The sequence below is a fragment of the Streptosporangium pseudovulgare genome, assembly GCF_014648055.1.
Lineage (GTDB): Bacteria > Actinomycetota > Actinomycetes > Streptosporangiales > Streptosporangiaceae > Streptosporangium > Streptosporangium pseudovulgare.
The window spans coordinates 46,270-72,185 of the sequence record NZ_BMQJ01000023.1 but is presented as its reverse complement, the minus strand read 5'-3'; the positions used below and the strand labels follow the sequence as shown (position 1 = coordinate 72,185).

29 protein-coding genes, 1 tRNA gene and 2 pseudogenes are annotated in these 25,916 nt (G+C 69.1%); 13 read left to right on the top strand and 19 right to left on the bottom strand.

All coding sequences use genetic code 11. The annotated features are described in order from the left end of the window. Positions 1-136 precede the first annotated feature (136 nt). From IEZ10_RS33095 to IEZ10_RS33065, 7 genes are all read right to left on the bottom strand, one after another. The gene (locus IEZ10_RS33095) at positions 137-730 is read right to left on the bottom strand and encodes a MarC family protein (protein WP_189250449.1); all 594 of its coding nucleotides are present in this window, start codon (positions 728-730) and stop codon (positions 137-139) included. Between the two features lie 191 nt (positions 731-921). After that, positions 922-3,153, bottom strand: coding sequence for a heavy metal translocating P-type ATPase (locus tag IEZ10_RS33090; protein WP_189250448.1), 2,232 nt, complete (start codon positions 3,151-3,153; stop codon positions 922-924). A 27-nt stretch (positions 3,154-3,180) separates the two neighbouring features. Further along, complete coding sequence (locus tag IEZ10_RS33085) at positions 3,181-4,176, bottom strand: DUF8832 domain-containing protein (RefSeq protein ID WP_189250447.1); 996 nt, start codon at positions 4,174-4,176, stop codon at positions 3,181-3,183. Beyond that, positions 4,173-4,382: a heavy-metal-associated domain-containing protein gene (locus IEZ10_RS33080; protein WP_189250446.1), complete on the bottom strand. Its 210-nt coding sequence runs from the start codon at positions 4,380-4,382 to the stop codon at positions 4,173-4,175. Before IEZ10_RS33080 ends, IEZ10_RS33085 begins: the two co-directional genes overlap by 4 nt. Before the next feature lie 26 nt (positions 4,383-4,408). Next, positions 4,409-4,678: a metal-sensitive transcriptional regulator gene (locus IEZ10_RS33075; protein ID WP_189250445.1), complete on the bottom strand. Its 270-nt coding sequence runs from the start codon at positions 4,676-4,678 to the stop codon at positions 4,409-4,411. Then, positions 4,671-5,189, bottom strand: a complete 519-nt coding sequence (locus IEZ10_RS33070; RefSeq protein ID WP_189250444.1) for a carboxymuconolactone decarboxylase family protein — start codon at positions 5,187-5,189, stop codon at positions 4,671-4,673. Before IEZ10_RS33070 ends, IEZ10_RS33075 begins: the two co-directional genes overlap by 8 nt. 749 nt (positions 5,190-5,938) lie before the next feature. Further along, on the bottom strand, positions 5,939-6,370 hold the full coding sequence (locus IEZ10_RS33065; RefSeq protein WP_189250443.1) for a MerR family transcriptional regulator: 432 nt from the start codon (positions 6,368-6,370) through the stop codon (positions 5,939-5,941). Positions 6,371-6,417: 47 nt separating this feature from the next. Here IEZ10_RS33065 and IEZ10_RS33060 point away from each other — a divergent pair, with 47 nt between their 5' ends. Further along, positions 6,418-7,242, top strand: a complete 825-nt coding sequence (locus IEZ10_RS33060; RefSeq protein WP_189250442.1) for an MBL fold metallo-hydrolase — start codon at positions 6,418-6,420, stop codon at positions 7,240-7,242. Positions 7,243-7,539: 297 nt separating this feature from the next. On the opposite strand, the gene IEZ10_RS33055 is transcribed toward IEZ10_RS33060, so the two are convergent. Next, a complete protein-coding gene (locus tag IEZ10_RS33055) occupies positions 7,540-7,770 on the bottom strand; it encodes a hypothetical protein (protein ID WP_189250441.1) in 231 nt (76 codons plus the stop codon). A gap of 151 nt (positions 7,771-7,921) precedes the next feature. Here IEZ10_RS33055 and IEZ10_RS33050 point away from each other — a divergent pair, with 151 nt between their 5' ends. Then, positions 7,922-9,181 (top strand): sensor histidine kinase, encoded by a 1,260-nt coding sequence (locus IEZ10_RS33050; protein WP_189250440.1) that lies wholly within the window; start codon positions 7,922-7,924, stop codon positions 9,179-9,181. Further along, positions 9,169-9,831, top strand: a complete 663-nt coding sequence (locus tag IEZ10_RS33045) for a response regulator (RefSeq protein WP_189250439.1) — start codon at positions 9,169-9,171, stop codon at positions 9,829-9,831. The genes IEZ10_RS33050 and IEZ10_RS33045 overlap by 13 nt, the downstream gene beginning before the upstream one ends. Here IEZ10_RS33045 and IEZ10_RS33040 read toward each other — a convergent pair. Both IEZ10_RS33040 and IEZ10_RS33035 read right to left on the bottom strand, forming a co-directional pair. Then, positions 9,798-10,721 carry a CPBP family intramembrane glutamic endopeptidase gene (locus IEZ10_RS33040; RefSeq protein WP_189250438.1) on the bottom strand — a complete coding sequence of 308 codons (924 nt, stop codon included), beginning with the start codon at positions 10,719-10,721 and terminating at the stop codon, positions 9,798-9,800. The genes IEZ10_RS33045 and IEZ10_RS33040 overlap by 34 nt on opposite strands. Positions 10,722-10,982: 261 nt before the next feature. Continuing rightward, positions 10,983-11,225 (bottom strand): annotated as a pseudogene (locus tag IEZ10_RS33035) (helix-turn-helix domain-containing protein); the annotation flags it as partial. A gap of 540 nt (positions 11,226-11,765) precedes the next feature. Between IEZ10_RS33035 and IEZ10_RS33030 the strand changes: the two are divergent. The 3 genes from IEZ10_RS33030 to IEZ10_RS33020 all read left to right on the top strand — a co-directional run bounded on the left by IEZ10_RS33030 (position 11,766) and on the right by IEZ10_RS33020 (position 15,344). Beyond that, complete coding sequence (locus IEZ10_RS33030; RefSeq protein ID WP_189250437.1) at positions 11,766-11,951, top strand: DUF6229 family protein; 186 nt, start codon at positions 11,766-11,768, stop codon at positions 11,949-11,951. 10 nt (positions 11,952-11,961) lie between these two features. Further along, entirely contained in the window at positions 11,962-14,847 is a 2,886-nt protein-coding gene (locus IEZ10_RS33025; RefSeq protein ID WP_229811889.1) for a type 2 lanthipeptide synthetase LanM family protein, read from the top strand. A gap of 230 nt (positions 14,848-15,077) precedes the next feature. Continuing rightward, positions 15,078-15,344 (top strand): site-specific integrase, encoded by a 267-nt coding sequence (locus IEZ10_RS33020; RefSeq protein ID WP_189250436.1) that lies wholly within the window; start codon positions 15,078-15,080, stop codon positions 15,342-15,344. Positions 15,345-15,746: 402 nt separating this feature from the next. Here IEZ10_RS33020 and IEZ10_RS33015 read toward each other — a convergent pair whose 3' ends face one another. Further along, complete coding sequence (locus tag IEZ10_RS33015) at positions 15,747-16,115, bottom strand: DUF427 domain-containing protein (protein ID WP_189250435.1); 369 nt, start codon at positions 16,113-16,115, stop codon at positions 15,747-15,749. Between the two features lie 288 nt (positions 16,116-16,403). Between IEZ10_RS33015 and IEZ10_RS33010 the strand changes: the two genes are divergently transcribed. The 3 genes from IEZ10_RS33010 (at position 16,404) to IEZ10_RS33000 (ending at position 17,739) form a co-directional block, all read left to right on the top strand. Continuing rightward, positions 16,404-16,799 carry an OsmC family protein gene (locus IEZ10_RS33010; RefSeq protein WP_189250434.1) on the top strand — a complete coding sequence of 132 codons (396 nt, stop codon included), beginning with the start codon at positions 16,404-16,406 and terminating at the stop codon, positions 16,797-16,799. A 181-nt stretch (positions 16,800-16,980) separates the two neighbouring features. Next, entirely contained in the window at positions 16,981-17,493 is a 513-nt protein-coding gene (locus IEZ10_RS33005) for a hypothetical protein (RefSeq protein WP_189250433.1), read from the top strand. A 99-nt stretch (positions 17,494-17,592) separates the two neighbouring features. Further along, on the top strand, positions 17,593-17,739 hold the full coding sequence (locus tag IEZ10_RS33000; RefSeq protein WP_189250432.1) for a hypothetical protein: 147 nt from the start codon (positions 17,593-17,595) through the stop codon (positions 17,737-17,739). A gap of 2 nt (positions 17,740-17,741) precedes the next feature. On the opposite strand, the gene IEZ10_RS32995 is transcribed toward IEZ10_RS33000, so the two are convergent. From IEZ10_RS32995 to IEZ10_RS32985, 3 genes and pseudogenes are all read right to left on the bottom strand, one after another. After that, the gene (locus IEZ10_RS32995; protein ID WP_189250431.1) at positions 17,742-18,128 is read right to left on the bottom strand and encodes a nuclear transport factor 2 family protein; all 387 of its coding nucleotides are present in this window, start codon (positions 18,126-18,128) and stop codon (positions 17,742-17,744) included. 88 nt (positions 18,129-18,216) lie between these two features. Next, positions 18,217-18,692, bottom strand: a pseudogene (locus IEZ10_RS32990) (NUDIX hydrolase). A 3-nt stretch (positions 18,693-18,695) separates the two neighbouring features. Continuing rightward, positions 18,696-19,436, bottom strand: coding sequence for a phospholipase D-like domain-containing protein (locus IEZ10_RS32985; protein WP_189250430.1), 741 nt, complete (start codon positions 19,434-19,436; stop codon positions 18,696-18,698). A gap of 153 nt (positions 19,437-19,589) precedes the next feature. Between IEZ10_RS32985 and IEZ10_RS32980 the strand changes: the two genes are divergently transcribed. Continuing rightward, the gene (locus IEZ10_RS32980; protein WP_189250429.1) at positions 19,590-19,805 is read left to right on the top strand and encodes a hypothetical protein; all 216 of its coding nucleotides are present in this window, start codon (positions 19,590-19,592) and stop codon (positions 19,803-19,805) included. A 75-nt stretch (positions 19,806-19,880) separates the two neighbouring features. After that, positions 19,881-20,318 (top strand): tyrosine-type recombinase/integrase, encoded by a 438-nt coding sequence (locus tag IEZ10_RS32975; protein WP_189250428.1) that lies wholly within the window; start codon positions 19,881-19,883, stop codon positions 20,316-20,318. 103 nt (positions 20,319-20,421) lie between these two features. Here the strand turns inward: IEZ10_RS32975 and IEZ10_RS32970 are convergent. Continuing rightward, a tRNA-Arg gene (locus tag IEZ10_RS32970) sits at positions 20,422-20,494 on the bottom strand. After that, positions 20,485-21,243, bottom strand: a complete 759-nt coding sequence (locus IEZ10_RS32965; protein ID WP_229811887.1) for a hypothetical protein — start codon at positions 21,241-21,243, stop codon at positions 20,485-20,487. Before IEZ10_RS32965 ends, IEZ10_RS32970 begins: the two co-directional genes overlap by 10 nt. Before the next feature lie 132 nt (positions 21,244-21,375). Between IEZ10_RS32965 and IEZ10_RS32960 the strand changes: the two genes are divergently transcribed. Continuing rightward, a complete protein-coding gene (locus IEZ10_RS32960) occupies positions 21,376-22,560 on the top strand; it encodes a sensor histidine kinase (RefSeq protein WP_189250427.1) in 1,185 nt (394 codons plus the stop codon). A 127-nt stretch (positions 22,561-22,687) separates the two neighbouring features. Then, complete coding sequence (locus IEZ10_RS32955; RefSeq protein ID WP_189250426.1) at positions 22,688-23,323, top strand: response regulator; 636 nt, start codon at positions 22,688-22,690, stop codon at positions 23,321-23,323. An 86-nt stretch (positions 23,324-23,409) separates the two neighbouring features. On the opposite strand, the gene IEZ10_RS32950 is transcribed toward IEZ10_RS32955, so the two are convergent. Genes IEZ10_RS32950 through IEZ10_RS32940 form a run of 3 tightly spaced genes read right to left on the bottom strand, consistent with a single transcriptional unit; the run spans position 23,410 to position 25,836 of the window. After that, positions 23,410-23,874, bottom strand: coding sequence for a MaoC family dehydratase (locus IEZ10_RS32950; protein WP_189250425.1), 465 nt, complete (start codon positions 23,872-23,874; stop codon positions 23,410-23,412). Between the two features lie 10 nt (positions 23,875-23,884). After that, positions 23,885-25,327 (bottom strand): hypothetical protein, encoded by a 1,443-nt coding sequence (locus tag IEZ10_RS32945; protein WP_189250424.1) that lies wholly within the window; start codon positions 25,325-25,327, stop codon positions 23,885-23,887. Next, positions 25,327-25,836: a SigE family RNA polymerase sigma factor gene (locus IEZ10_RS32940; protein ID WP_189250423.1), complete on the bottom strand. Its 510-nt coding sequence runs from the start codon at positions 25,834-25,836 to the stop codon at positions 25,327-25,329. The genes IEZ10_RS32945 and IEZ10_RS32940 overlap by 1 nt, the downstream gene beginning before the upstream one ends. Positions 25,837-25,916 lie beyond the last annotated feature (80 nt).

Sequence of the window (25,916 nt, the reverse complement as noted above, 5' to 3'; positions counted from 1 at the left end):
TTCTCCTTTCAGTTGATACCCGAGGGGGGTATCTGAGGCGCAAGGAACGTAACATACCCAAGGGGGGTATAACAAGGCGACGGATCGGGTCATGTCTGAGGCTTTGCGGCCTCCGGCGCCGGACCGCCGTATCGCCTCAGGTCCAGTGCAGGATCGCCCCGGCGATGAGCTCCACGGCTATGGCCGCGGCCAGAAGCCCCATGATCCGGGTGACCAGGTTGAGCCCGTTGTCCTTGAGCAGCCGCCCGATGAAGGGCGAGAAGTGCAGGGTCAGCCAGGTCAGCAGCAGTGCCGCAGCCAGGGCGAGGGCTACCGCCACCACGGCGGGGGCGCTTCCGGCCTTCTCCATGTAGAGCATGGTCGCCGCGATGGCGCCGGGTCCGGCCAGCAGAGGCGTGCCGAGCGGGACGAACGCCACGCCACCGCTCTCGGCCGCGGCGCGGTCGCGGGCGCAGTCCGCCTTGAGCAGGTCGAGCGCGATCAGGGCGAGCAGCGCGCCGCCGGCCACCTGGAGCGCCTGGAGAGAGATTCCGAGTGCGTCGAGCAGGCTCTTGCCGGCGACGGCGAAGACGGTCACGATCCCGGCGGCCACGAGCACCGAGACCCGGGCTGTTCTGCGCTGCCCGGACGGGCTCTGGTGCCGGGTGAGGGTGAGGAACACCGGGATGGCGGCAAGCGGGTCGAAGATGACGAGCAGGGTGACGAAGGCCTGCGTGAACAGGGCCGACATGACGGGCCTCCACGGGCGGGTCTGATGCGCCCCGCCCCCGGAGTCATCGGAGGGGCGGGATGGACTCGGTAGCCGTGGAGAGGCAGGGGATCGTCCGGCGCAGCCACACCGCGACCATGTCCGTCCCTCCTTTCGAGCAATCCGGTGGCCGGTGGCCCGGGAATCCCGGGCCACCGGCCACCGGCGTCCTGTTACGTGAAGCTGCGCAGGCGCAGGCTGTTGGTGACCACGAAGACGCTGGAGAAGGCCATCGCCGCTCCCGCGATCATCGGGTTGAGCAGGCCCAGCGCCGCGAGCGGCAGGGCGGCCACGTTGTAGGCGAAGGCCCAGAACAGGTTGCCCTTGATGGTGCCCAGCGTCCGGCGGGAGAGCCGGATCGCGTCCGCGGCCACTCGAAGGTCGCCGCGGACCAGGGTGAGATCCGAGGCCTCGATCGCCGCGTCCGTTCCGGTGCCCATCGCCAGGCCGAGGTCGGCCTGGGCGAGCGCGGCGGCATCGTTGACGCCGTCACCCACCATCGCCACCGTCTTGCCCTCGGCCTGGAGCTTCTTGACGACGTCCACCTTGTCCTTGGGCAGGACCTCGGCGATCACCTCGTCGATGCCGACCTCGGCCGCGACGGTCCTGGCGACCGCCTCGTTGTCGCCGGTGAGCAGCACCGGGGTGAGGCCGAGCGCCCGCAGTCGCCGGATGGCCTCCTCGCTGGTCGGCTTCACCACGTCGGCCACCACGAGGACGGCCCGGGCCTGGCCGTCCCAGCCGACCGCGACAGCCGTACGGCCGGCCGCCTGGGCCTCCTGGAAGGCACGCTCCAGCTCGACGGGCAGGTGCTGCGACCACTCGGCCAGCAGCTTGGGCCGGCCGACCAGGACGGCGTGGCCGTCCACGACGCCCTGCACACCGAGGCCCTCGACGTTGGCGAAGTCCTCCACCGTGGCGGTGGACTGCGCGGCGCGGGCGATCGCCTGGGCGATCGGGTGCTCGGAGGCGTGCTCCAGGGCCCCGGCGAGCTTGAGGACCTCGTCGCGGTCCTCGCCCTCGGCCAGGAGCACGTCGGTGAGGGTCATCTTGCCCTCGGTCACGGTGCCGGTCTTGTCGAGGACGATCGTGTCGATCCTGCGGGTGGACTCCAGCACTTCCGGGCCCTTGATCAGGATGCCCATCTGAGCACCCCGGCCGGTGCCGACCAGCAGGGCCGTCGGCGTCGCCAGGCCGAGCGCGCAGGGGCAGGCGATGATCAGTACGGCCACCGCGGCCGTGAAGGCCGCCGCCGCGCCGGACCCGGTGCCGAGCCAGAAGCCGAGGGTGCCGAGCGCCAGAGCGATCACGATCGGGACGAAGATGCCCGAGATGCGGTCGGCCAGCCGCTGGACCTGGGCCTTGCCGGTCTGGGCATCCTCCACCAGCTTGGCCATCTGGGCCAGCTGGGTGTCGGAGCCGACGCGGGTGGCCTTGACGATCAGCCTCCCGCCCGCGTTGACGGTGGCGCCGGTGACGGGGTCGCCCTGCCGTACCTCCACCGGGACCGACTCGCCGGTCAGCATGGAGGCGTCGATGGCGGAGGTACCCTCCTCGATCACACCGTCGGTGGCGATCTTCTCGCCCGGGCGGACCAGGAAGAGGTCGCCGACGTTGAGCTGGTCGGTGGGAACCCGCCGGCCGTCGACGAGCTCGACCTCCTTGGCGCCCAGTTCGAGCAGGGCGCGCAACGCCGCTCCCGCGCGGCGCTTGGATCGCGCCTCGAAGTAGCGTCCGGCCAAGATGAACGCGGTCACACCGGCGGCGGCCTCAAGATAGATGTTGCCGGAGCCGTCACTGCGGGCGATCGTGAACTCGAACGGGTGCGTCATACCCGGTACGCCCGCCGTACCGAAGAACAGAGCCCACAGCGACCAGCCGAGCGCGGCCAGCGTGCCCAGGGACACCAGGGTGTCCATGGTCGCCGCGCCATGCCGCAGGTTGGTCCAGGCGGCCCTGTGGAAGGGCCAGCCCGCATAGACCACCACCGGAGCGGCCAGCGTCAGCGACAACCACTGCCAGTTGGTGAACTGCAGCGGTGGGATCATCGCCATCGCGATCACCGGAACGCTCAGCACCAGGCTCGTGATCAGGCGGTTGCGCAGTGGACGGAGCTCGTTCTCCGGCTCCTGGACCTCCTGGACCTCCTGGTCCGACTCCGCCTTCGGCGGGGCCGGGAGAGCCGCGGTGTAGCCGGCCGACTCCACCGTGGCGATCAACTGCTGCGGGTCGATGCCCTCGGGAAAGGTCACCTTCGCCTTCTCGGTGGCGTAGTTGACCGTCGCGGTGACGCCGTCCAGCCTGTTCAGCTTGCGCTCGATCCGGTTGGCGCACGACGCGCAGGTCATGCCACCAATGGACAGCTCGATGGCGCCTTGGCGCTGGTCATCGGTAAGCGGAGACATCACCGCTCCTTTCTGTGCGTCCTGCTGTCAGTGCTTGTGGCCGGCGCCGTGCCCGGTGGAGCCGGGCGTGGGCTCCGCGCTCGGCTCCACGGTGGGGTCCTGCTCGGCTCCGAGGGTGAAGTCGGCTGTCCGGACCTTGCCCTCATGCTGGAAATCGAGGAAGAGCCGGTAGTCGCCGCGGCTGGGCACTTCGGCGTAGAAGACGATCTCCGGACCGGGCTGGGTTCTGCCGTCGCCGGGCTCGCCGTCGGGGTGTACGTGGAGGTAGGCCAGGTCGCCGCCGCGCAGGGCCACCAGGTGCCCGTAGGCCCCGAGGTAGGGCTGCAGGTCGGTGACCGGCTTTCCGTCCTTGCTGACCTTGAGGGTCAGCTTGCTCTGCCTGCCGGGGAGCAGCTCGCCGTCGAGGGTGACGGTGTAGCCGTCGACCTCGGACGTACGGCTGGCCGCGGGCAGCGCCTTGGGCGTGTAGTCGCCCGCGACGAGCAGGTCGCCGCCGAGCGTCAGGGCCTGACCGCCGGTCGGCGCGAAGTCGGCGAAGGCCCGGTAGGCCCCCGCCTCGGGCAGCGTCAGCTTGACCGACCAGACGCCGCCGCCGGCCTCGACCGGGTGGAGATGCTGAAAGGTGCCCAGGTCACGCGAGACGACGATGAAGTGGAGCTTCTTGTCGTGCTGGACCTGGTAGTCGGTGACCGCCTTGCCGTCAGGGCCGGTCACGGTGAACCGGAGGTCTGTCGGCTCGCCCGGCTTGATCGCCGTGGTGAGCGGGGTGAAGGTGTAGCCGTTCTCGGACACTTGAAGCCCTCCGGGGGTATCGTTCTCGACCTGTTGCGCGGGAGCAGCGTGCTCTCCGTGGCCTGCGGTGACCTGTGGAGCCGGAGCCGCCACGGCGTGGCCACCGCTGCCATGGCTCGGCTTCGCCGGCTCCCCGCCCAGCGGCCCGACGACGTTGCCGAGCCCGAGCGCTCCGCCGAAGACCACGGCGAGGCCCGCCATGTAGGCGCCGAGCTTCGCTGCGGCGTTCATGGGTTCACCACTTCGTATCCGGCCTCTTCGACCGCGGTGCTGATCCGCGCCGCGTCGACCGGGCCTTCGCTCGTCACGGTCAGCAGCCCGGTGGCCAGATCGACGTCGACCTCGGTCACGCCGGCGACCTCGCCGACCTCCTCCTTGACGGAGCTGACGCAGTGTCCGCAGGTCATGCCCTTAACGGTGTAGGTGGCGGTGGCCATGACGATCACCTCTCGTCTCGTGACTCTCACGAACGGACCAGGCGCGCGATCGCGTCGGCCGCTTCCTTGATCTTGATGTCCGCCTCGGCGCCGCCCTTCCGCGTCGCCTCCGCGACGCAGTGGGCCATGTGCTCCTCCAGGAGGACCAGGGAAAAGGACTGCAGGGCGCTGATGGCCGCCGAGACCTGGGTCAGGACGTCGATGCAGTACTTGTCGTCGTCCACCATCCGCTGCAGGCCTCGCACCTGCCCCTCCACCCGGCGCAGTCGCCGCAGGTGAGCCGCTTTGTCATTCATCGGGCTCAAGCCCGATCAACAGGTTGAAGGCGCCGGTCAACAGGTTCAGCGACACCAGGCCGACGATCTCCGCGATCACCCGGTCGCTCCAGCCATGGGCTCGCAGCTCGGCCACGTCCTCGTCGGAGAGAGAGGAGGGCTCGGCCAGCACCCGCACGGCCACGGCGATCAAGGCGGCCTCGCGCGCGTCGGTCGAGGTGCCCTGGCGAGCCAGCTCGATGTCCCCTTCGCTGAGCCCCGCCGCTCGCGCCGCTTTGGTGTGCGCCGACAAGCACATCGCGCAACCGATCCACTCCTGCACCGCGAGCGAGATCTTCTCGCTCAGCGGGCGGGGGATCTTCACCCGCTTGATCGCGCGGGAGAAGTCCAAGTAGCCCTGGAGCAGTGCGGGCGAGTGGGCCATCGTGGCCACCATGTCGCCCACCCCGCCGCGCCTGGCGACGATGTCACCCAGGATCTCGCGGGACCTGTCGGGGGCTTCCGACGGGTCAAGTGCTTGAAGGCGTCTCATCGTGTCCTCCTCATCTGCCGCCAACCATATACCCCCCGTGGGTATTCCGGAACCCCCCATGGGTATGGATAACTCGAACACGAATGTCCGATCTACCGGAGGACGCACGAAGAACCGAGGCCGGGCATGGGCAGGCGCGCGAACGGCGAAGGCTCGGCCTTCCCGTACAGGGACGGCTGGGCCGGCTATGTCCGGGTCACCACAGCCGAGGGCAGGAGGACCCGCAAACGGGCATACGGCAGGACCCGCGCGGACCAGTGCAGGGGACGTCGGCTTCACCTTCCGCACCGGCGAGGACGAACCCGAACCACTCTTGGAGAACGCCGCCGTGTCAATCGACCCGCACGACTGTCCGCCCACCCCCGTTGGGACGCCGGACAATGGCCACGGTGCCTGAGCGGACAACCCTGCAGCCGACCGCTCAGAAGACGGCGTTGCTGTACAACGCTGCTGTACGGCCACGAAAAAGGCCCTCCGGGGTGATCCCGGAGGGCCTCTGACCTGCCGCGCGGCCGAGAGGACTCGAACCCCTGACCTTCTCATCCGTAGGTCCCCGAACGATGACCGGGATCGTTCAGAGCCATTCGCCATGCTGCTCCTCAGGACTCCGGCTGTTCAGGTCCGTACGGCTCAGTTCATGATCGTCCGTCCGAGCGGCTCCCAGGGTGGCTCCCAAGCCAGGAAGGGCGACCAGGGGCTCTGGCCCGTTTGACGGGGAGCCTTCGCCGCAAGAACAGGGTGTATCGGGATCAAGCCTGATCTACCGGGACTGGCCCCAGGGAGTCGGAAGGGGTGCCGGGTTGGAAGGTGCGCTTGAAGTCGGGGCACTCCACGAGCGGCTCGTGCGTGCAGGTCGAGGCGTGGCGGAGACCGTCGCGCATGCGGATCAAGCGGGCGATGTCCTCCTCCAGTTCCTCGGCCTTGCGCATCATGCGGGTACGCAGCTCCAGGTCGCCGGGGGTTGCCCGCAGGAATCCGGCGATCTCGGCAATGGTGAACCCGGCGCCGCGTGCGCAGGTGATGAAGGCGAGGTGATCGAGGACCCCGGGGTGATAGGTCCGGCGCAACCCGTTGCGGCCCGCCGAGGCGACGAGGCCCCGCTTCTCATAGAACCGCAGCGCCGACGCCGCCAGTCCGGAGCGCTCGGCTACCTCTGCGATGTCCAGCAGTTGCTCGCCCACCATGCCTCCTTGACTTGAACCTCGCTTCAACTAGCAGGCTAGCCGCCATGCAGATCCATCACCTCAACTGCGGGTCCGTACGGCAGATCGAAGCCACCTACCCGGGCCCGGCCCCCGCGCACGCCGTCAACCACTGCCTGCTGGTCGAGACCGACTCCAAAGGACTGGTCCTCATCGAGACCGGTCTCGGCCTGGACGACGTACGCAACCCCAGCCATACCCTCGGCGCCGACTGGGTCGAGATGGCCGAGCCCGTGCTGGACGAGCAGGAAACCGCCATCCGCCAGATCGCCCGGCTCGGGTACAACCCCGCCGACGTACGCCACATCATCGTGACGCACCTCGATGTGGACCACTGCGGTGGCCTGCCTGACTTCCCCACCGCCCAGGTCCACGTCCTGGCGGCCGAACTCGAAGCCGCGACCAGCCAGGCGCCCAGCTTCCGCTACCGCCCGGCCCACTGGGCGCACCACCCGAACTGGGTGACCTATCCCACCGGCTCCGGCAAGGACTGGTTCGGCTTCACGTCCCTGCAGCCCCAGGGCCTTCCGCCGCAGATCCGCCTGGTTCCGCTCGGCGGCCACACCGCCGGCCACACCGGAGTGGCGGTCCAGGACGGCGACCGCTGGCTCCTGCACTGCGGTGACGCCTACTACTACCATCGGGAACTCGGTGACGCCCCCCACCCTCACCCGCTCCTGGACCTAGTGCAAACCAGCTCAGAAGTTCACCACGATCTCAGACTCGGCACTCAGGCTCGGCTACGCGAACTCCTCCGCCACCATGGCGACCAAGTGTCGATCTTCAGCGCCCACGACCCCTGGGAGCTCCATCACTACCGTCATCCCGGGCAGCCCATGGTGCTGCGGTAAATTCACAGGGCCGCACTCATCGGGTGGCCAGACGAGCCCCGACAGGTCTATCGCCGGACCGTCACACGATTCAGGCGACGTCGGCCCGTGCGACGATCGTGCCGAGACGCTCATAGACGGCGCGATTATTCCGCCAGATGATGTAGCGGCGAATTTACTGCCCCGCGAGTGCGGCTGGTGTCCCGCTTGGGCTTGCCGTCGTGGGTTGCCTCGCATGGTGTCTGTTCGTTCCTGGCCGTGCTGTGACGAGCCGTTGCCAGGCCGGTCATCCCCACGTGCCCGCTCGTTGGCGGGATCTCAACGGTGGCGACGGGCTCGGATGCTGTCGATGACCAGCAGGACCACGCACGCCACCCCCGTCATGCCGAACGCCAGCCGTACCAACGTCGACATCCCGGAAAGCGAAGCCACCATGTTCGCGGCGGCGGCGAGCACCAGGAGGCACCACAAAACAGCACGCAGCACGAGGCGGCCGAAGGAGAGCGGGCGTCGCCGTGGGGCAGGCTGGTCGCGGTAGGGATCGGGCACAGCGGCGTTCCTTTCGTGGATGGGCGTTCCTCACGCTAGAAGTGGTCGCTGTGCTGCGAAAGGACGCACGCGCCCGCGTCCAGGTGGTGCAGGCTCTACCTTCCGCCACTTCCTCCCATCGCGCCATATTTGTGGACATAGGGTTCGGGGGATGAGAGGGGTTGCCATCAGCGACAACCGCGGCACAAGCCCGCGAGATGTGTTCGAGGCCGTGGAACGGCTCGCGGGTGGCCTGGGAACGAGTCTGCTGGCGCTGTTCACCTCAGCCGGGCTGATCGTGGTGGCTGCGGCGAGCCTGGCGGGGGTGGGCCTGCTGCTCCTGCCGTTCATGCTGTCGCTGGTACGGCTCGTCGCCGAGCGCGAGCGTGGGCGGCTCAACCGATGGCAGTACCAGGTGATCAGCCCCTACGCTGACACGCGCCCGACAGGCTGGGCTGCCCGTCTGCGCGCGGCCGCGAGTGATCCGGCGACTTGGCGCGATCTACGCTGGCTCGCCTCTCACGCGAGCCTGGGTCTCCTGCTGGGGTTGGCGGGGGTCGTCCTGCCGATCATCGCCGTCCGCGATGCGAGCTTTCCGCTCTGGTGGTGGCTGCTCCCGATCGAGGAGGCCGGGGCATCGTTGGGCTTCCCGGTACGCACATGGCCGGCGGTTCTGGCCGTCAGCCTGATGGGCATCAGCTGGGCCGCCATCCTGATCGGTCTGGGCCCGGCGATGGCGCGCCTGCAAGCACTTCCCGGGGTGCGGCTGCTCCGGCCGCACCCGTCGGCTGACCTGTCCCAGCGCATCGCGCAGCTCACCGTGACCCGTGCCAGCGCCTTGCAAGCCCATGCTGCCGAACTGCGCCGTATCGAGCGCGCATTGCACGATGGCACGCAGAACCGGATCATCGGCGTGGCCGTACTCCTCGGTGTGGCCCGCGATGCGGTGGTACGGGATCCCGCCGGTGCAGAGGCGGCTCTCGAACGCGCTCAGAGCGCCGCCGAACAGGCCTTGGGTGAGCTTCGCACCGTGATCCGCGGGATCTTGCCGCCGGTGCTGGAGGAACGCGGCCTGGCCGGGGCGCTGACTTCGCTGGCGGCCGACTGCCCCGTGCCGTGCGAGGTCACGGTGGCTGAGCTGGGTCATCTGCCCGTCGCGGTCGAGACCACGGCCTATTTCATTGCCGCTGAGGCCCTCACCAACACCGCCCGGCACAGCCGCGCCACCACCGCCGCCGTCAGCGTGAACCGGGTCGGCGACCTACTGTCGGTCCACGTGCGGGATGACGGCATCGGTGGAGCCGCTGTCAGTGCGGGCTCGGGGCTCACCGGGATACGGCGACGCGTCGAGGCCCACGACGGGACCATCACCCTGACCAGCCCCATCGGGGGGCCGACCGTACTGGAGGTCGAGTTGCCGTGCGCATCGTGATCGCGGAGGACGACGCCCTACTACGCGAGGGGCTCACTCTGCTGCTGACCGCGCGGGGCTTCGACCTGGTCGCGGCCGTGCCGACGCCAGAGGAGTTCCTGGCGGCGGTGGCCGAGCATCGCCCGGACATTGCCGTGGTCGACGTGCGCATGCCACCGACCTTCACGGATGAAGGCATCCGCGCCGCCGTACAGGCACGTCGACTGCATCCGCCGCTTGCGGTGCTGGTCCTGTCCGCCTACGTCGAGCAGTCCTTCGCCGCCGACCTGCTCGCCGACGGGGTCGGCGGCATCGGCTATCTGCTCAAGGAGCGAGTCGGGCGGCTCCAGGAGTTCTTGGACGCCCTGCACCGGGTGGTCGCCGGTGGCACCGCGATCGACCCGGAAGTGGTCGCCCAGCTCTTCACCCACCAGCGCGCCATCGACGTCATGCGGCCCCTCAGCCCACGTGAACGTGAGGTGCTGGCGCTCATGGCCGAAGGGCTGGGCAACACCGCCATCGCCGAACGCCTCTTCGTCACTGACAAGGCGGTTCACAAGCACATCCGCAACATCTTCCTGAAGTTCGACCTCCACCCGACGGACCAGACGGACCGCCGGGTCGCGGCCGTGCTGCGCTACCTCGACAGTCGTACGCCGTCCCGTCCATGAAAGGCACCAGAGCGCCGTACGGCCAGCACCACCACAAGGAGCGCCGTCGTGACCCAGACGGGAATCTGACTGAGCAGCGGATCCACCTGGACCGCGGCGTTCGCTCCCAGCCCCGAAGTGATCAGCACCGCGAAGGTGTTGTTCGAGCTGTGCGCGATGACCGCCGGCCACACCGAGCCCGAGCTCAGATCCAGCCAGCCCAGCACGATCCCCGCCAGCATGCACGACACCGTCATCGCGGCCATTCCGGCGATGCCGCCATCGTCGTAGTTGAACCCGCGGAGCACCAGCGGCGCATGCCAGAAGGCCCACAACGCACCGCTGATCAACAACGTGGGCCACATGCCCAACGGCATGAGCCTGGGCAGCAGGTAACCCCGCCATCCCCATTCCTCTCCGAAACAGGGGATCAGCCCGATGGCGAAGCTCACCGCCATCGCGGCGATGCCACTCAGCAGAATCTGTGCCGGACTGGATGAAGCGAGCTCAACCCACGGACCCACCAACGCCCGAGGCCCGGACATCTGGGCCAGGTCGAGATGGTTGAGCCCGGTGATGAGTCCCAACGGGAGCGCGAGCAGCGCCGCGATGATCGGGTAGGCCAGACCGAGAACGCCGTAGCTCCACATGCGTCGCCACGACGGCGGGACCAGCCCGGTGGAGCGCGCCATGCCCCGCGCCGGGCGGAAAATCCGGAGGGTCACGAAGGCCGCGAGCGAGGGCGTCAGCATGGTGCTCACACTGATCAGGAGAAACACCGTGTCACCCGGGCCGACACCGGCAATCCACATGGGCAGCGCGGTGATCCACGCCGCGACCAGTGTGAAGCCGAGGAAGAACGATACTTCCTTCCACGGCACTGTTTTGAACTCGGGAGAGGTTATCGACATGGGAAGCAACGCTAGAAACTTCACCCGTCCCGCACGATTACGCAAGCTCCCCAATAAGAGGTGGTGCAGGCACGACGCGCAGGGTCGTCAAGGTGACCGCAGCCATCACGTCCGACTACACAAAATGGAACCGCGCCGCTACGGCCAGAGCCACATCAGGGCCCGCGCTCGCTACGCTCAGGCGTCCACTCCCGCTGTCGCGTTCGCCAGAGTCTGCCGCACCTCCATCAGGGCGAACCCGAGCAGGTTCAAGCCGAGATCGGCGAGCAGGTCGACTGATTCCCGTACATAGCGCCAGGCTGTCGTGGTGCCGATGGCGAACCCGGCGGCCGGGCGAGCGTAGGTGTCGCCGTTGCGCAGATGGGCCGGTACGAGCAGGGCTTGCCGGCCCGGATCCAGGCGCCGCCACCTGCATCGCCGTTGGACGCGCTGAGCGCGGATGAGATCGGCCAGACGGACAAGCGTGCGGTTCGACAGCGGAATCGCGGCAGGGTAAGACAGCAACGAGGCTCCCGGTTGGGACATCGGATCTTGGTCGACTGCTGTCTTACCGGGAGCCTTATCTCACCGCACCTTTGACCCTAACCCCATCACCGTGACCAGCACGATCACGATGGAAAATGCTCATCGGTGGGAAATGTCGCCGGACGGCCCGTGGTCGGGGCTGTTCCCCGCCGCCTGCCGCGCTCCCGAACAGCGGAAACCTTCTCGCGGCCTCCCCTTCCGTATGAAAGCGGTTCGCTGGGCCGTCCCGCACATGAGCGCCGTCACCGAGGTGGTGGTCATGGCCCGTTGTGGGACGAAACCCCTGACGTGCGCTGTCGTCCCCTTGATGGGCGTGGACCGGTGGTGTGGAGGGGTGGACGGTCTCGCTTGCGCGTTTCGGACATTCCGTCGGCGTCTGGGCAAACTCCGTCACAGTCAACGGCAACTTTCACCATTTCTACTGAATGCCGACAAGTCTACATTTCGCCCGCTATGTATTGATTTTTTCGATTGGCTGACCAACGCTGATCGGGACGCCCGGTCATGGAGGGAGTAAGAATGCCTGTCACCCTGGAACGCTCTGAGGAGATCGTCTCCGCGTGGCGCAGCGGAGCCGACGTCGAGGGCTGGGACAACCCGGCCGGTCCGCTGTTCATCGGTGACTACGCCGAGTCGGAGATCACGCTGACGGCCCTGGACACCCGGCTGGCGAGCTCGTGCACCTGCAGCCGCTTCTGCTGTTGATCAAGGAAGGATGATCCGAATGGCCGGGGACTTCGACCCGTCGCTGGACTTTTTGACCGCACCGGCGCTGGTCGGGCTGTCCGCCACGCTGGGATCGATCCCCGGCCTCACGGAGGCGGAGGCCCGGCTGATATGCCAGAGAACCGCCGAAGCGCTAGAGGAGACCGTCCGCCTCAAGGTCAACAGGGTCCTGCTGCTGGAACTCAACGCCGCCAGGATCACCGGAAGGCTGACCGCCGAGACGCCGCAGCTGCGGTGGCAGGAGTGGAAGGCGACGGCCGCGACGCCCGAGTTCTGGCTGTCCCTGACCGGGCACTACCCCACGATGCTGTCCAGGCTCGGCACGATCATCGACAACAGGTGCGCCGCGGCCGTGGAACTGGCCCGCAGGTTCGCCGCCGACCGCGCGGCGCTCACCGCACTGCCCGGCGGTCTCCGAGGCGAGCTGGTCGGAGTCGACTTCGGGGCGGGAGACAGCCATCGCGGAGGGCACAGCGTCGCCGTCCTGCACGGCTCGCAGGGCAAGGTGGTCTACAAGCCCCGGTCCCTCGCCGTGGACGAGGCGCTGGCGCGGCTGATCGACCGCCTGGCACCCCAGCTGCCCGCCGGCAGCCGCATCCGCGTACCCGACGTGCTGATTCGCCAGGGGTACGGCTGGGCGGAGCACATCCAGCACCGCTACTGCGCCGACGAGACGGAGCTGCGGTCCTTCTACCGCGGTGTCGGGCACTGGCTGGCGCTGATGCGGCTGATCGGCGGCAGCGACCTGCACATGGAGAACCTCATCGCGGCCGGTCCCGCGCCCGTCGTCGTCGACTGCGAGACGCTGTTCACCCCGCACGTCCCGGCCAAACCGTCCGGATACGGCGACGCCGTCGACCAGGCGACCGACCTGCTCAGCGGATCGGTGCTGCGCACCGGACTCCTTCCCGGACGCGGCGTCTCGCTCGCCTGGCGCGGCGTCGACATGTCCGCCGTCGGAGGCCTGCCTGGCCAGCAGCCGTACACGCAGGTGCCGGTCGTCGTCGACGCGGGCACGGACATGGCGAGATTGGGGATGGAACGGGTCGAGCTGGGAGCGGTGAGCAACCACCCGAGCCCCGATCCGATCCTCGTCCACTACTGGGACCTGGTGCTGTCCGGATTCACCGAGCTGGTCGAGCACCTCGACATGCTGGATCGGCGGGATGAGCTCGCCGGGCTGCTCACGGACTTCGCCGACCGTCCGATCCGGGTCGTGCTCCGCGCCACCGAGGCGTACGCCGAGCTGGCCCGCATGTTGTGGCACCCGGCCTCACTGCACGACGAGCCGACCGCGATGGGCAAGGCGGCGGGGTTGCTGGCCCAGCATGCCGAGAACCTGCCCGGCGCGCCATCGGACCCCGAGGTGATCGACGCCGAGGTGGCCGAGTTGCTGGTCGGCGACATCCCCTTCTTCGCCACGACCCCTGCTCGCGGCCGTCTGGACGGCCCTGGCGGAACCTCTTACGGAGACGAGCAGGACCTCATCGCGGACGCACTGCGGCGCTGGCGCGACCGCGACGCGGCCCTGGACCGCGAGGTGATCCGGTCCGCTCTGGTCAGCGCCTACCTCAATGAAGGGTGGATGCCTGCCAACAAGCGTATGACCGTGCCGCCCATCCGGCACCGGGACCTCGAGCGGCGCCGGCGTCGGATCGCGGCCGGGATCGCCCGCAGCATGCTTGACACGGCGGTCCGGGGCGACGACGGCACCGTCACCTGGACCGCGCCGGTGCTCACCTCCGACGGCTGGTTCGTACAGTCGCTGTCTCCCGACGTGTACGGCGGGGCGTACGGGGTCGCCATCACTCTGGCCGCCTACGTGAGTGAGACCGGGCAGGGCAGGGCCGACGAGGTGCCGGGGCTGGACGGGCTGCTCGCCGATCTCCTCCACACGATCAGGCTGGCCGAGGAGCGCGACGCGGAGGCACGCCGCACCGGGCCGCGGCGCCGCCCCGCCACCCCAGGCGGCTATGTCGGCATCGGCTCGCAAATCTGGAGCTGGCTGCTGCTGCGCGGGCTGGGCACCGTCGGCTCGGAGGAGGCGGTCGCCCGGGCCGGCGCCCTGGCGGGGCAACTGCCCGAGGCGGTGGCCGCCGACGGGGTGTACGACCTGCTCACCGGCATGGCAGGCGCCATCGTGCCGTTGCTCCGCCTGTCGGAACAGACCGGTGACCGGCAGTGGTCCACGCAGGCCGACCGCATCGGGGAGCGCCTGCTCTCACTGGCCCACATCGACGACCGGAGAGCACGCTGGCCCAGCACCGCGTTCCCACAAGGGTTAGGCGGGGTCTCACACGGCGCCACCGGGATCGCCTGGGCGCTGGCCCGGCTCGCCGACAGCGCCACGGCCGGCGCTGCGGACTTCCGCGCCCTGGCGGACAGGGCCTTTCTGTACGAGGAGTCACTGTACGACCCGGCGGAGAAGGGCTGGCGTGACCTGCGCGAAGTGGATGACCTTCGCGTGACCTCCAGCGCATGGTGCCACGGAGCCGCCGGCATCGGCCTCGTCGCGGCCGACCGGCTGGCCCGCGAAGGTGACCCGCGCTGGGCGGACGTGCTGCGCCGGGCCGCCGCGTCGTCCTGGTCGAGGGGCATCGGCTGGAACCACACGCTCTGCCACGGAGACCTCGGCAACTGGGAAGTCGTGCGCCACGCGATCGATACGGGTGTCGGGCCCGAAGAGCTGACTCCGGAGTACCTCGCCGCGTACATGATCGGCAGCATGGACGAGCACGGCCCGGTGAGTGGCCTTTCACGTGACGCCTTCAGCCCAGGTCTGATGCCGGGAGTGGGCGGCATGCTCTACCAACTACTACGCCTGCCCCCCGACACCTCCCTCCCCTCCGTCCTGCTCCCTGACCCGGAGAACTGACCGCCCCGTCTCCTCTCCTGCCCGCCCCGGTTCTTCTTGCCGCGGTGCGCTCCTTTTGCCCTGCTCGGTGACCGGAGAACTGGTGAGGGCCAAGCACAGGTGGGCGGAACGCCGACAGAGCGAGAGCCAAGAAGCCGTGCGCCTCCGAACTCGTCACCATCCTCCGCGAGCACCTCAGGACCTTCGGCGCCGGTCCGGACGGGCGGGTCTTCTACGGCGCTCACGGTGGCGTGCTCGCCACCAGCACCATTCAGCGGATCTGGGACAAGGCCCACCGCGCCGCCCTCAGTCCGGAGGAGTACGGCTCACCGCCGGCGAAGCGCGTCTACGACCTCCGTCATGCGCGCCTATCCACCTGGCTCAACGCTGGCATCTCGCCGAAGCAGGTGGCCGAGTGGGCAGGCAACAGCATGGAAGTGCTCTTGCGCACCTACGCCAGGTGCCTCGTGGGCCAGGACGAGGTCTCCATGCGCCGGATCAGCGAAGCTCTGGGCTGAACCTTCGGCACGTATTCGGCACGATCAACCGGAGACAGCCGACGACAGCCGGACACAACCGGACACCAACAGCTGATCCAGAGCACGAAAAAGCCCAGGTCACCGGCTGATGACCTGGGCTTTCGCCTGGCGCGGCCGAGAGGGCTCGAACCCCTGACCTTCTGATCCGCAGGGAAGGGCAGCGTGCACGTCTCACGGCTCGGGCCCTGGTCAGGCGGTGAATGCGGGCCGGTGGCGTGTGATCGCGTCAGAGGGTGTTGCTGTACGGCGCTGCTGTACAGCACTCCCCACGGGGCGCAGCCGCCGCCCGCCGGTGGGCGTTGGCCGCCTGGCGTGCGCCGATCGGGGCGATCTGCCGTTTCGTGTGGCCGTTCATGTGGCGGTGGTCGCAGTCGGCGACGCTTACCCACCCTGCCCATTCACCTCAAGAGTGACGCCTGGCTTCTCGGCCCAGAAGGCGAGCCGTCCCGCGATCTGCTCCACCCGCGCGAACGGCTCCGGGTAGGACCAGACCACGTCTTCGATCAGGCCGTCACCAGTGTCCACCGACCAGTAGACGGCATCACCCTTGAACGGGCAGTGCGACGTCGTCATCGATGACCGCAGCAGATCCATCTTCACATCGTCTGGCGGCAGGTAGTACCGCGGTGGGCAGCCTGTCTCGGTGAGTACGAGCGGCCGAGAGGAGGTCGCGACGACCGAGTCCTTGACCCGTACCACGACATGGTCCGACGTAGGCGTGACCTCGATGTCATGTCCTCGTGTCTTCATACGTCAATCCCATCAAACATCTCCGGTGACGGCCAACGCTCACCGGCAACGCGTGATTCGTCCCGGCACTGTCCGCGCCGCTGTGCGGCAGCACGAGAGAGCGCGCTTCGTCGGCACGCTATGTGGCGAAGATGCCACGCGTATCACATGAGCGGGCTCCGAGCCGAACGGACGCGTCCTCCACCAGACGGCCCAGCGGCATGAGCGGGTGTTGCCGGTTGGCGGCTGAGACGTGTAGGACGGCTCTTGTCGCCACGTCCGTACGCCCGAGGTGCCGGGAGCTGAATCATGGATGATCGTTTCAACGTGATCGTGAGCACAGGATCGCTGAAGGTGACGGACGAGCACGCGGTGCATTTCCCTCATCGGTGGACACCCGAGGGCGTGAGTGTCAGGGCGGACTTCACCGGAGGACATCTCCTTCACCTCGCGGCGGCGGGATGCGTCCTCAACGACCTTTACCGGGAGGCCGCCGCACTGGGAATCGAGCTCCTGGGAGTGCGCGTTTCCGCAGCCGGCGGCTTCGATATCGAGAGCTGGCGGTCAACCGGGATCACCTACACCGTCGACGTCAGCTCCACTGCTTCAGCCGAGAGCATCGCCCACCTGATCGACATCGTGGACTCCGTCGCCGAGATCCCCCGCGCCATCCGACAGGGTGCCACCGTGCAGAGGATCGGCTGATGACCATGTAGGAACCACAACCAATGAGGACTTCCGCACCGCTACGGCGGCGTGAACACGCGGTCGGCGGCAGAAGGCTACCGACCAGCACCCTGAACAGGGATTACGGTCGTGATCGACTCACGTCATCTCCAATGAACGCCGTGGACATCGGAGCGCGTCGACTGACACGCTTCGACGCGTGACCGCGTTGGACGTCATGACCGAGTTCGGCTCGACCGGACGGATCGGACCGCTGCGGTGCGGCGTTTCCCTGACCGGCATCGCCACCGTCCTCGGCCCACCGTGGGCCATCGGCCGCGTCAGCAAACGCACCCGATGGCCGTACCTGTTCTCCTACGGCCACGTTGAACTGTGCGTCTGCCGTTGCCGGACCGTCACGACGCTCAGCGTGCAGACCTGGCACGACGTCGTCGAACTACCCGACGTCATGACGAACACGATCACGCCCTTACCCTCACGCCTGACCTACCGGCAGATCACCGCCGCCCTGGGCGCGGCCGGATGCCTCTGGCAGCCGGTACTCCGGCAATCATCCGGGGGAGCCGAGCTGCGCACCCGGCCACTGGGCGTCGCCTTCACCTTCCGTACCGACGATCCCGAATCGCTCCTGGAGAACGCCGGCATGTGGCTCGACACGCACGACTGCCCGCAGATCTCTCCGGGACACCCGGACGACGGTTTCGGCGCCTGATCGGACGGGCGGAGCCTTCCACGGGAGGCTGCTTTCGGCGGACCCCGTTGCTGTATTCCGCCGCTAGACATCGACAAAACCACCACCAATCCCGACGGCTTGCCGGTCGAGGCGGAGGCACGGCTGCTGGAGATCCATTCCCGGTACGGCCCCGAGCATCCGGTCAGCCGGTCGATCACCAAGGCGACTCCGTGCATCACCGCGGCCGTGCACGCCGCGCAGGCCGCCCTGGACGCGGGGAGCTGACGTTACGCCGGGCTGGCGTGGGCGGCCAGGATGCGCCAGCCGTGCTCATCGGTGTGGACCCAGGTACGGGTGTAGCGCAGCCGCATGGCGAACGGCTCCCCCGCGAACGTGCCCTCCAGCGTGCCGAGGAAGCAGGTGACGCCGGTGGCGTCCGCGACGACCACGGTCAGGTCTTCCTCGACGAGCTTGGTCATGGCCTGTCGGCGTGAGCGGTGGTTGTCCAGGTCGAGTTGCTTGGCCTGCGGGTGGCACGCGCCGTCCGGCGGGCCGGTGAAGACAAGCCGCTCGTCGAGTAGCCGATCGAGTTCCTCGACGTCTCCTGCGAGCATGGCTGCCTGAAGGCGGCGTTCGGCCTCATACAGCTCATCGGTGAGGGTGCGCTCGGCCATGAGACCGCCTTCCAAGACGAGGGAACGTTCAGGGATATGAAAGCACAGGCATCTTGGGTCGTCGTGACGCTCGACGGCGTGAGCGTGTTCACCCGATGTGTGGCCCGGCGCCGTCGAGGAAGTGGCCGAGCCGCAGACGCATCGACCGGTCCATGGTCAGGGAGTCGATCTGGTCGCGGGAGACCCAGCGGACTTCGCGGGACTCGTCGCTCGGGGTGGGCTTGCCGCTGACGGGACGGGCGGTCAGGACGATGGAGAACTCCTGGCGGGCCTCGCCGTCGGAGGTGTAGAGGATCACGTGGCGGGGGTCGGTGTGGGTGCCGACCAGGCCGGTGATCTCACAGGTGATGCCGGTCTCCTCCACCGTCTCCCGGATCGCGGCCTGGGGCAGGGACTCGCCGAGGTCGATGGCGCCGCCGGGGACGGCCCAGTTGTCGTTGTCGGTGCGGCGGATCATCAGGATGTCGCCGACGTCGTTGACGACGATGACGTTGACCGAGGGGACAAGGCTGTTGGGGGCGGGGCGGCGGGGTCGTCGTAGAAGTCGATCCGGCGGGCCGTCATGGATCAGGACTCTACCGGGGTGGCCCGGTTCCAGACGGCCTCGAAGCTGCTGGTGTAGGTCGAGACCATGTCGCCGCCGGTGACCTTGCGCAGATGCATGACCGGCGCGTCGTAGGCGGCCTTGCCGTACACGTGAGTGTTGACGAGGAGCTGGTCGTCGGCGCGGCGGATGGAGTTGTACAGGATGGTGTCGTGGAGGCGGATCTCCACGCCCTCGCGCTGGCGTGGTGAACGGTAGAGGAAGAGCGCCGTCCTGATCTGGGCCGCCATGCCGTCGTTGACGCCCTCGTCCGCGCCGCGCTGGGTGACCTCCGCGCAGTCGGGATCGCCGAGCAGGATGCGCACCTTCACTCCGGCGTCGGCCCTGTCGGCGAAGGTTCGCATGATGCCGGTGTCCTGGGCGATGAAGATGCCGCTGTAGACCAGCACGTCGATCTGTTCACGGGCCACTGAGAACAGACGTCCCCATGTGTCCTTGGGGACGGCCCAGCGGTGCGGGTAGACGGTGACGATCTCGCTCTCGGACACGGCCGCGGCCTGCGCGGGGGTCAGCGCGTCCGGCCACAGATAGGACTCCTCCACGCCGAGGAGCTTGGCGACCGCGAATCTGTGCTTTCGGTACGGTATGCGGCCCTGGGTGATCCACCGCTCCACGGTCTTGGCGTCAACCTGGACGGCTTCGGCCGGCGCGTGGACGGTGGCGCCATGTTCGAGAAGGGCCACCCGCAACCGCTCGTTCGCCATCTCACCTGTCTGAAAGCCGGGACGTCCGGGGACGTGGCAATCGCAGACCGGACGTCCTGTACATGTCCCATCCTGTAGTGATCACGTCCTGACTCTTCGTCGCACTCTCGATACCGCAAGGCATCACCGGGAGCGACAAGAGGAGAGGCAGCAGTGATCAACTACAGCCGGCCGATCGACGAGACGCCCGCCTGCGAGTGCGGCGGGGCGCTGGAGGAGGGGCAGTTCGTCTGCCGCAAGTGCCGGGCGCGGGAGCGGTGGGTTCGCCGTCAGGTGGCCCGACGCAGGACGAACCGGCGGCGCGGTCAGGTGCGGCGTCCGGCCAACCGCCCGTACGGCACCGCCGAGGCGGGGGTGATCTGGACGTGAACGCGACCATGACCCCGCTGATCGTCGGCCTGGTGCTGGGCGCGGTGGTCGTCGTCGGCTACCTGGTCGTCCTAGTTGGGATGCGCCAAGAGGACCGGCGCACTCGACGACGGGACGGTGAAAGTCCTGAAGGCGCAGCGGGGCAGGCAGGCCGCCGACAAGCCGGCGGTCGGACAGGAGTGGAAAGGTACGAGCGATCACGTGTTCACCACCGGCTGGGGCGAGCCGATCCACCCCGACACGGTCAGCTCGCTCGTCGCGACGACGATCCGCCGCCACAACGACCCGAAAACCGGGCCGAAGCCCAAAGAGCCGCTTCCGCACGCCCGGCTTCACGACCTTCGGCACGTTCACGCCACGACGCTTCTCCTGGCCGGTGTCCCGGTTCACGTCGTCGCGGCCCGTCTCGGTCACGCCGATCCGTCCATCACGCTCCGGGTCTACGCCCATGTGATCCGGGCGGCGGAAACCTCCGCGGCCGATGTCTTCGCCAAGGCCGTCAACGGACAGTGAGGGGCCCGCTGTTAGCAAGGGTGTTAGCAAGGCGCCGATACGATCAAGAAAACCAGAAGGCCTCTGAGCGGATAATCCCTACTCAGAGGCCTTCTTGCATCTGCGCGGCCGAGAGGACTCGAACCCCTAACCTTCTGATCCGTAGTCAGATGCTCTATCCATTGAGCTACGGCCGCTCGCTGCGTAAGTAACTATAGCGGGTTCCGAGGAGTACCTCGAACCAGTTGTTCGCTCTTCCCCGAAGCGCCTCCGAAGCGCCTCCGAAGCGCCTCTGAAGCACCTCTGAAGCACCTCCGGAGCGTCCCGGCCGACCCCGTGAACCGCCCCACGGGCCCTTTCCGCCTCCCGGCCGGTCCCCGTTCACCCCCGCCGGGACGTCCGCCTCCCGCCGGTTCTCCTTCACCTTCTTCGGGAAGAGGGTGTAGCTCACCGGCCAGATCAGGGCGATCAGCATGATCTTGGGCAGGCTGAGCGTGAAGTCGTTCAGGGCGGCGGTCCGTGAGGGGTCTCCGACGATCCAGGCCAGGCCGAGCAGCAGGCCGTAGGCGATGCCGCATGCGAGGACGATTTTGAACCACATGATCCACTCATAGCGGGCCCGGGCCATGCCTCCGGCGGGCGGCTTCCACGGCTCGGGGCCTCCGGCGAAGCGGTGGGCGAACCTGGCGTCGGCCCACTTCACGGTCCGGTGGCCGAAGACGATCGAGTAGGCGAGGTAGGCGGCGGCCAGGCCGTGGCGCCAGTCGGCGGTGGCGCCGCCGCGCATGTCGATGACGGAGGCGGCCAGCAGGACCACGTCGAGCAGCGGGACCGCGACCAGCAGGGCCGTGCTGAGCCGCCGCATGCGCCACAGGTAACGCGTGAGGCCCAGTCCGAGGAGGACCCAGAACCCGATCTCGCATCCGATGATGACGGCCAGAATCATGCTTCCAGCATCGCCGCTCCCCGCCCGCGGGACATCGTCGCTGGTGACGAACTACCGTACATCCTTGTATGTACGGCCAAGCCGCCCCGTACGCGTATGTCCGGTGCGCTGCCGGGATGGTGAGATGGGGGCATGAAACGGGAGGACGTGCTGTGGGCCGTGGCATCGTTCCTCGGCGGTGTCGCCCTGCTCGCCGTCGGCATCTACCAGCATCGCTGGGCGCCCGCCCCGCTGTTCGCCGTCCCGCTGGCGATCACCTGCCTGGGGGTCGCGGTACGGCGGAGCAGGCCGCTGCTCGCGCTCGGCCTCGGGGTGGTGGCCTTCGCCGGTGACTTCGCCATGGGGTTCTCCCTGGGCACCGTCATCGTGGTCACCGACAACTTCTACGCGGCCGTCAGGTACGGCCCCCGCGTCCTGGGCAGGTGGATGCTCGGCATCACCTCGGTCTTCGCCGTCGTCGCGGGAGTGACGGCCGGCATCCTCATGCGCGAGGTGGAGATGGCCGCGGTGATCCTGGTCCAGTGCGCCCTCGTCGGGACCACCCCCGTCATCACCGGAATGATCATCAGGCAGCTGGAGGAACAGGCGGCGGCCGAGCGGGCCAGGGCCGAGCAGGTGGCGCGGCTCGCCGAGCTGGACCGGACGGCGGCCGTGCAGGCCGAGCGGGCGAGGATGGCCAGGGAGCTGCACGACATGATCGCCAACCACTTCAGCGCGATCGCCATCCAGTCCACCGCCGTACTCTCCCGCGCCGACCTGGACGGGGACACCGTGCGGACGGTGCTGGGGTCCATCCGGGAGAACAGCCTCCAGGGCATGACCGAGATGCGCGCCATGATCGGTCTGCTCCGGCGGGACGACGAGGAGGCCGAGGCCGTCCGGCGCCGGGTGGCCGAGGCCGGCGAGCTGGCCGAGCGGGCCCGGGAGGCGGGCCTGGAGGTACGGTTCCAGGTGGACGGCGAGGCCCGCGAACTGCCCGCGCCGGTGGACCTCGCCGGCTACCGGATCATCCAGGAGTCGCTCACCAACGTGCTGAAGCACGGCGGGAAGGCCGCCGACGTGGTGGTCGGATACCGGCCGGGCGCGGTCACGCTGACCGTGGACAATCCTCTCGGCGATGCCGGCCGCCGGCATCTCGGCGCGGACACGGGCGCGAGTACGGGCATGGACGCGGTCATGGGCGCGGGCGCGGGCGCGGGCGCGGGGATCATCGGCATGCGGGAACGGGTCGCCCTCGTCGGCGGCGAGCTCGATGCCGGGCCGTACGGCGACGGCTGGCGGGTCCGCGCCCTGCTGCCCACCGAAGGGCTCGCGTGAGCGCGCCGCCCGGCGACCGGGTCCGTCCACCCGCCGGAAGCACCCGAACCCGGAGCCGGACCCGCGCTGGAAGCATCCGGACCCGCCCCCGTACGATCGCCGTCGCCCGCGGCACCGAGGAGTTCGCATGACCATCCGGGTCCTGGTCGCCGACGACCACGCGGCGGTCCGCGCGGGGATCGTCCTGATCCTCGACGGCCACGGCGACATCGAGGTGGTCGGGCAGGCCGCGGACGGCGAGCAGGCCGTCGCGATGGCACGCGAGCTGCGGCCCGACGTGGTGCTGATGGACATCCGGATGCCGAAGCTGGACGGCGTCTCGGCGACGCGCGAGCTGAGCGGGGTCGCCGACGTGCTGATCCTGACCACGTTCGACATCGACGAGTACGTCTTCGGGGCGCTGCGCGCCGGGGCCGCCGGCTTCCTGCTGAAGAACACCGACGCCGACGCGCTGGTGGACGCGGTGCGGGTGGTGGCCCGGGGCGACGGGCTCATCTCGCCCGCGGTCACCCGGCGGCTGATCTCAGCCTTCGCCACGGCCGTGCCGGAGCGCGAGCCGTACGACCTGGGGAACCTGACCCCGCGCGAGCGCCAGGTGCTGACGTGCATCGGGCGGGGCCTGTCGAACGCCGAGATCTCCGCCGAGCTGGACATGGCGGAGGCGACCACGAAGACCCACGTCAGCCGGCTGCTGGGCAAGCTGGGGCTGCGCAGCCGCGTCCAGGCGGCGATCCTGGCCCGGGGACTCCCGCCGGAGGCGTGAGAGACCCCGGGCCGGAACTCGGGACCGCCGTGACCTCGCGGACGTCGAGGTCCGTCCGGGCCGGCGGCTCCCGAAGGCGCAGGGGCTCAGTCGCTCTCGGCGGGGACGTAGAGGGAGAGGGTCTCCGCGACGCAGGCGGGTCTCTTCCCGCCCTCGACCTCGACGGTCATGCGGACCTTCGCCAGGTAGCCCGCCGGGGTCCCCTTGACGTCGAGGAGCTCGGCTCCGGCCCGGATCCGCGCCCCGACCGGGACCGGCGCGGGGAAGCGGACCTTGTCGAGCCCGTAGTTGATCCCCATCGCCAGGCCGTCCACCCGCACCAGCTCCGCCATGAACGACGGCAGCAGCGCCAGGCTGAGGTAGCCGTGGGCGATGGTGGTCCCGAACGGGCCGTCCTTGGCCCGTTCGGGGTCCACGTGGATCCACTGGTGGTCGTCGGTCGCGTCGGCGAACCCGTCGACCCGTTCCTGGGTGACCGGCCGCCACTCGGTGTGTCCCAGGTGCTCGCCGCGAGCGGCCTTGAGCTCCATGACGTTACTGAAGATCCTCATGGGCAGAACGTTATTCCGTCGGGGACACGGCGAGAAGGTTCACGACCGTGAACTCCTTGCCGCCGCCCTTCTCGGTCGTCGAGCAGACCGTGACCTTCCCGGTCGGGAGCGGAGCACCCGACGGCGCGGAGCGGGGGGCGGACGACGCGTCCTCCACCTTGCACTCCTCCACCTGACGCCGGTCCTCGTCCCAGTAGATGATCGAGGTGGGCGAGGAGGAGGTCCCGGTGCCGATGCCCCCGCCGCCGGACGGGTCCCGCTTGCCGACGCCCGCCGTACGGCCGGTGATCGGGTCGTACACCGCGGCCAATGGCGCGTGGGCGTCCTCGATCTCCTCCCCTGCCGCGTCGCGGCCCGTGACCCCGGAGAGGCTGAAGAACCCGAACCTGCCGGCGAGGGGCGTGTACTCCATCCTGCCGGACAGGCCCGGCAGGGCCCTGCGGTCCGAGCCGTCCGTCCGCTGCACGATGCTCTCGTCACCGCTCGCGCCGAAGCACCAGACCGGACCGCAGCGCAGCCCGCGGGCGCCATCCGGGGCGTTCACCGCTACCGTCTGCCCTGTCTCCAGGTTGAAGAGCTTGGTCTGGTTCCTGTCCCAGTCCTCGCCCTCACGCCCATTGGCGACGTCGAACGCCCAAGGCCAGTACAACAGGTGTAGGCCGTCCGTACCGGCGACGTACTCCGGGGACCCGCCGGCCAGCGGCATGCGGTAGACCCCGCCGGCCCGCACCGACCAGAACACGGAGTCCGCGGTGACGCCGATCCGCTCCACGCGGGCCCGAGCGCCCGTGACCTCGCCGACCCGCCGTGCCGTGCCGCCGGTCCGGGGGACGACCCAGAAGTCGGCCCACTCGTCACGGTTGTTGGGGGTCTTCCCCCACCACACGATGGAGTCGGCCCCCACCTCGACATCCTGCGCGAAGTAGCCCTTCACGCCCGGCGGGGCGGGCATCTCCGCGAGCACGGTGCTCTTGCGCGCCGCGGTGTCGTAGACCTCCAGCCGGCCCGCCTTCTCGAACGACGACTCGGCGGTGAGCAACAGCTCCGTGGCACTCAGTCCGGTGATCGGCCGATACTTCCAACCGTCCGCGGCCTTGGCCGGGATGGTGGACACCGCCTTGGGCCAGACCTCGGCGACGGGGTCCACGGACATCTCCGGCGTCTTCCCGGTCCCCTCGGAGGGGTCCGCGGCGGGAGAGGACGGATCGGCCGCCACGCCGGTGACCGAGACGCCTTCCCCGCCCCCGCTGGGGAGGACATCCCTGGCCACCGCCGTACCGCCGCCGATCACCACCAGCACGGCCGCCGCGGCGAGCATCGACCGCGCCCGCCTGTGGCTCCGGCGCCTGCGCCGATCGCCGATCGCCGTGAGCATGTCCCCGGCCGGCTCGGGCGCGCCGCCGGCCGCTCCGCGCAGCGCGCGAACCAGATCGGTTTCGTCCCTGTCCCTCATCACACTCGCCCCGTTTCGAGAGCGGCGACCCGCACCCTGAGTTTGTCCAGCGCACGGGCCGCCTGGCTGCGCACCGTGCCGCGCGAGACGCCGAGGATCTCGGCGATCTCCTTGTCGGAGAGGTCCTCGTAGTACCGCAGGACCAGTACGGCCCGCTGTCTGGGCGGCAGCCCCTTCAGCTCGTTCCACAGGCCGGCATCGTCCCCCGCGCGGTCGTCGTAGGCCCGCTCGGGGACCGCCGCGACCAGCCGCTCCCTGCGCAGCCGCCGCCAGACGCTGATGTGCAGGCGGGCCATGATCGTGCGGACGTACCCTTCCGGATCGTCGCGTTTCCTGACCCTCGGCCAGGCGTCGCCCAGACGCATCAGCGCCTCCTGCGTCAGGTCCGCCGCGTCCTCGGCGTTGCCGGTCAGCACGTAGCCGTACCGGTACAGCGCGTCGGCCCGCGCGGCGACGAAATCGGTGAACTCCACGTCCCAGGGACGTTCCGGGGGCCGTATCTGTTGCATCCGCCGCCTCCGCGTCCGGGCCACGTCCCCGCGTCGGCATCCGCCGCCTCCGCGTTCCGGCCCTCGCCTCCGCGTCGGCG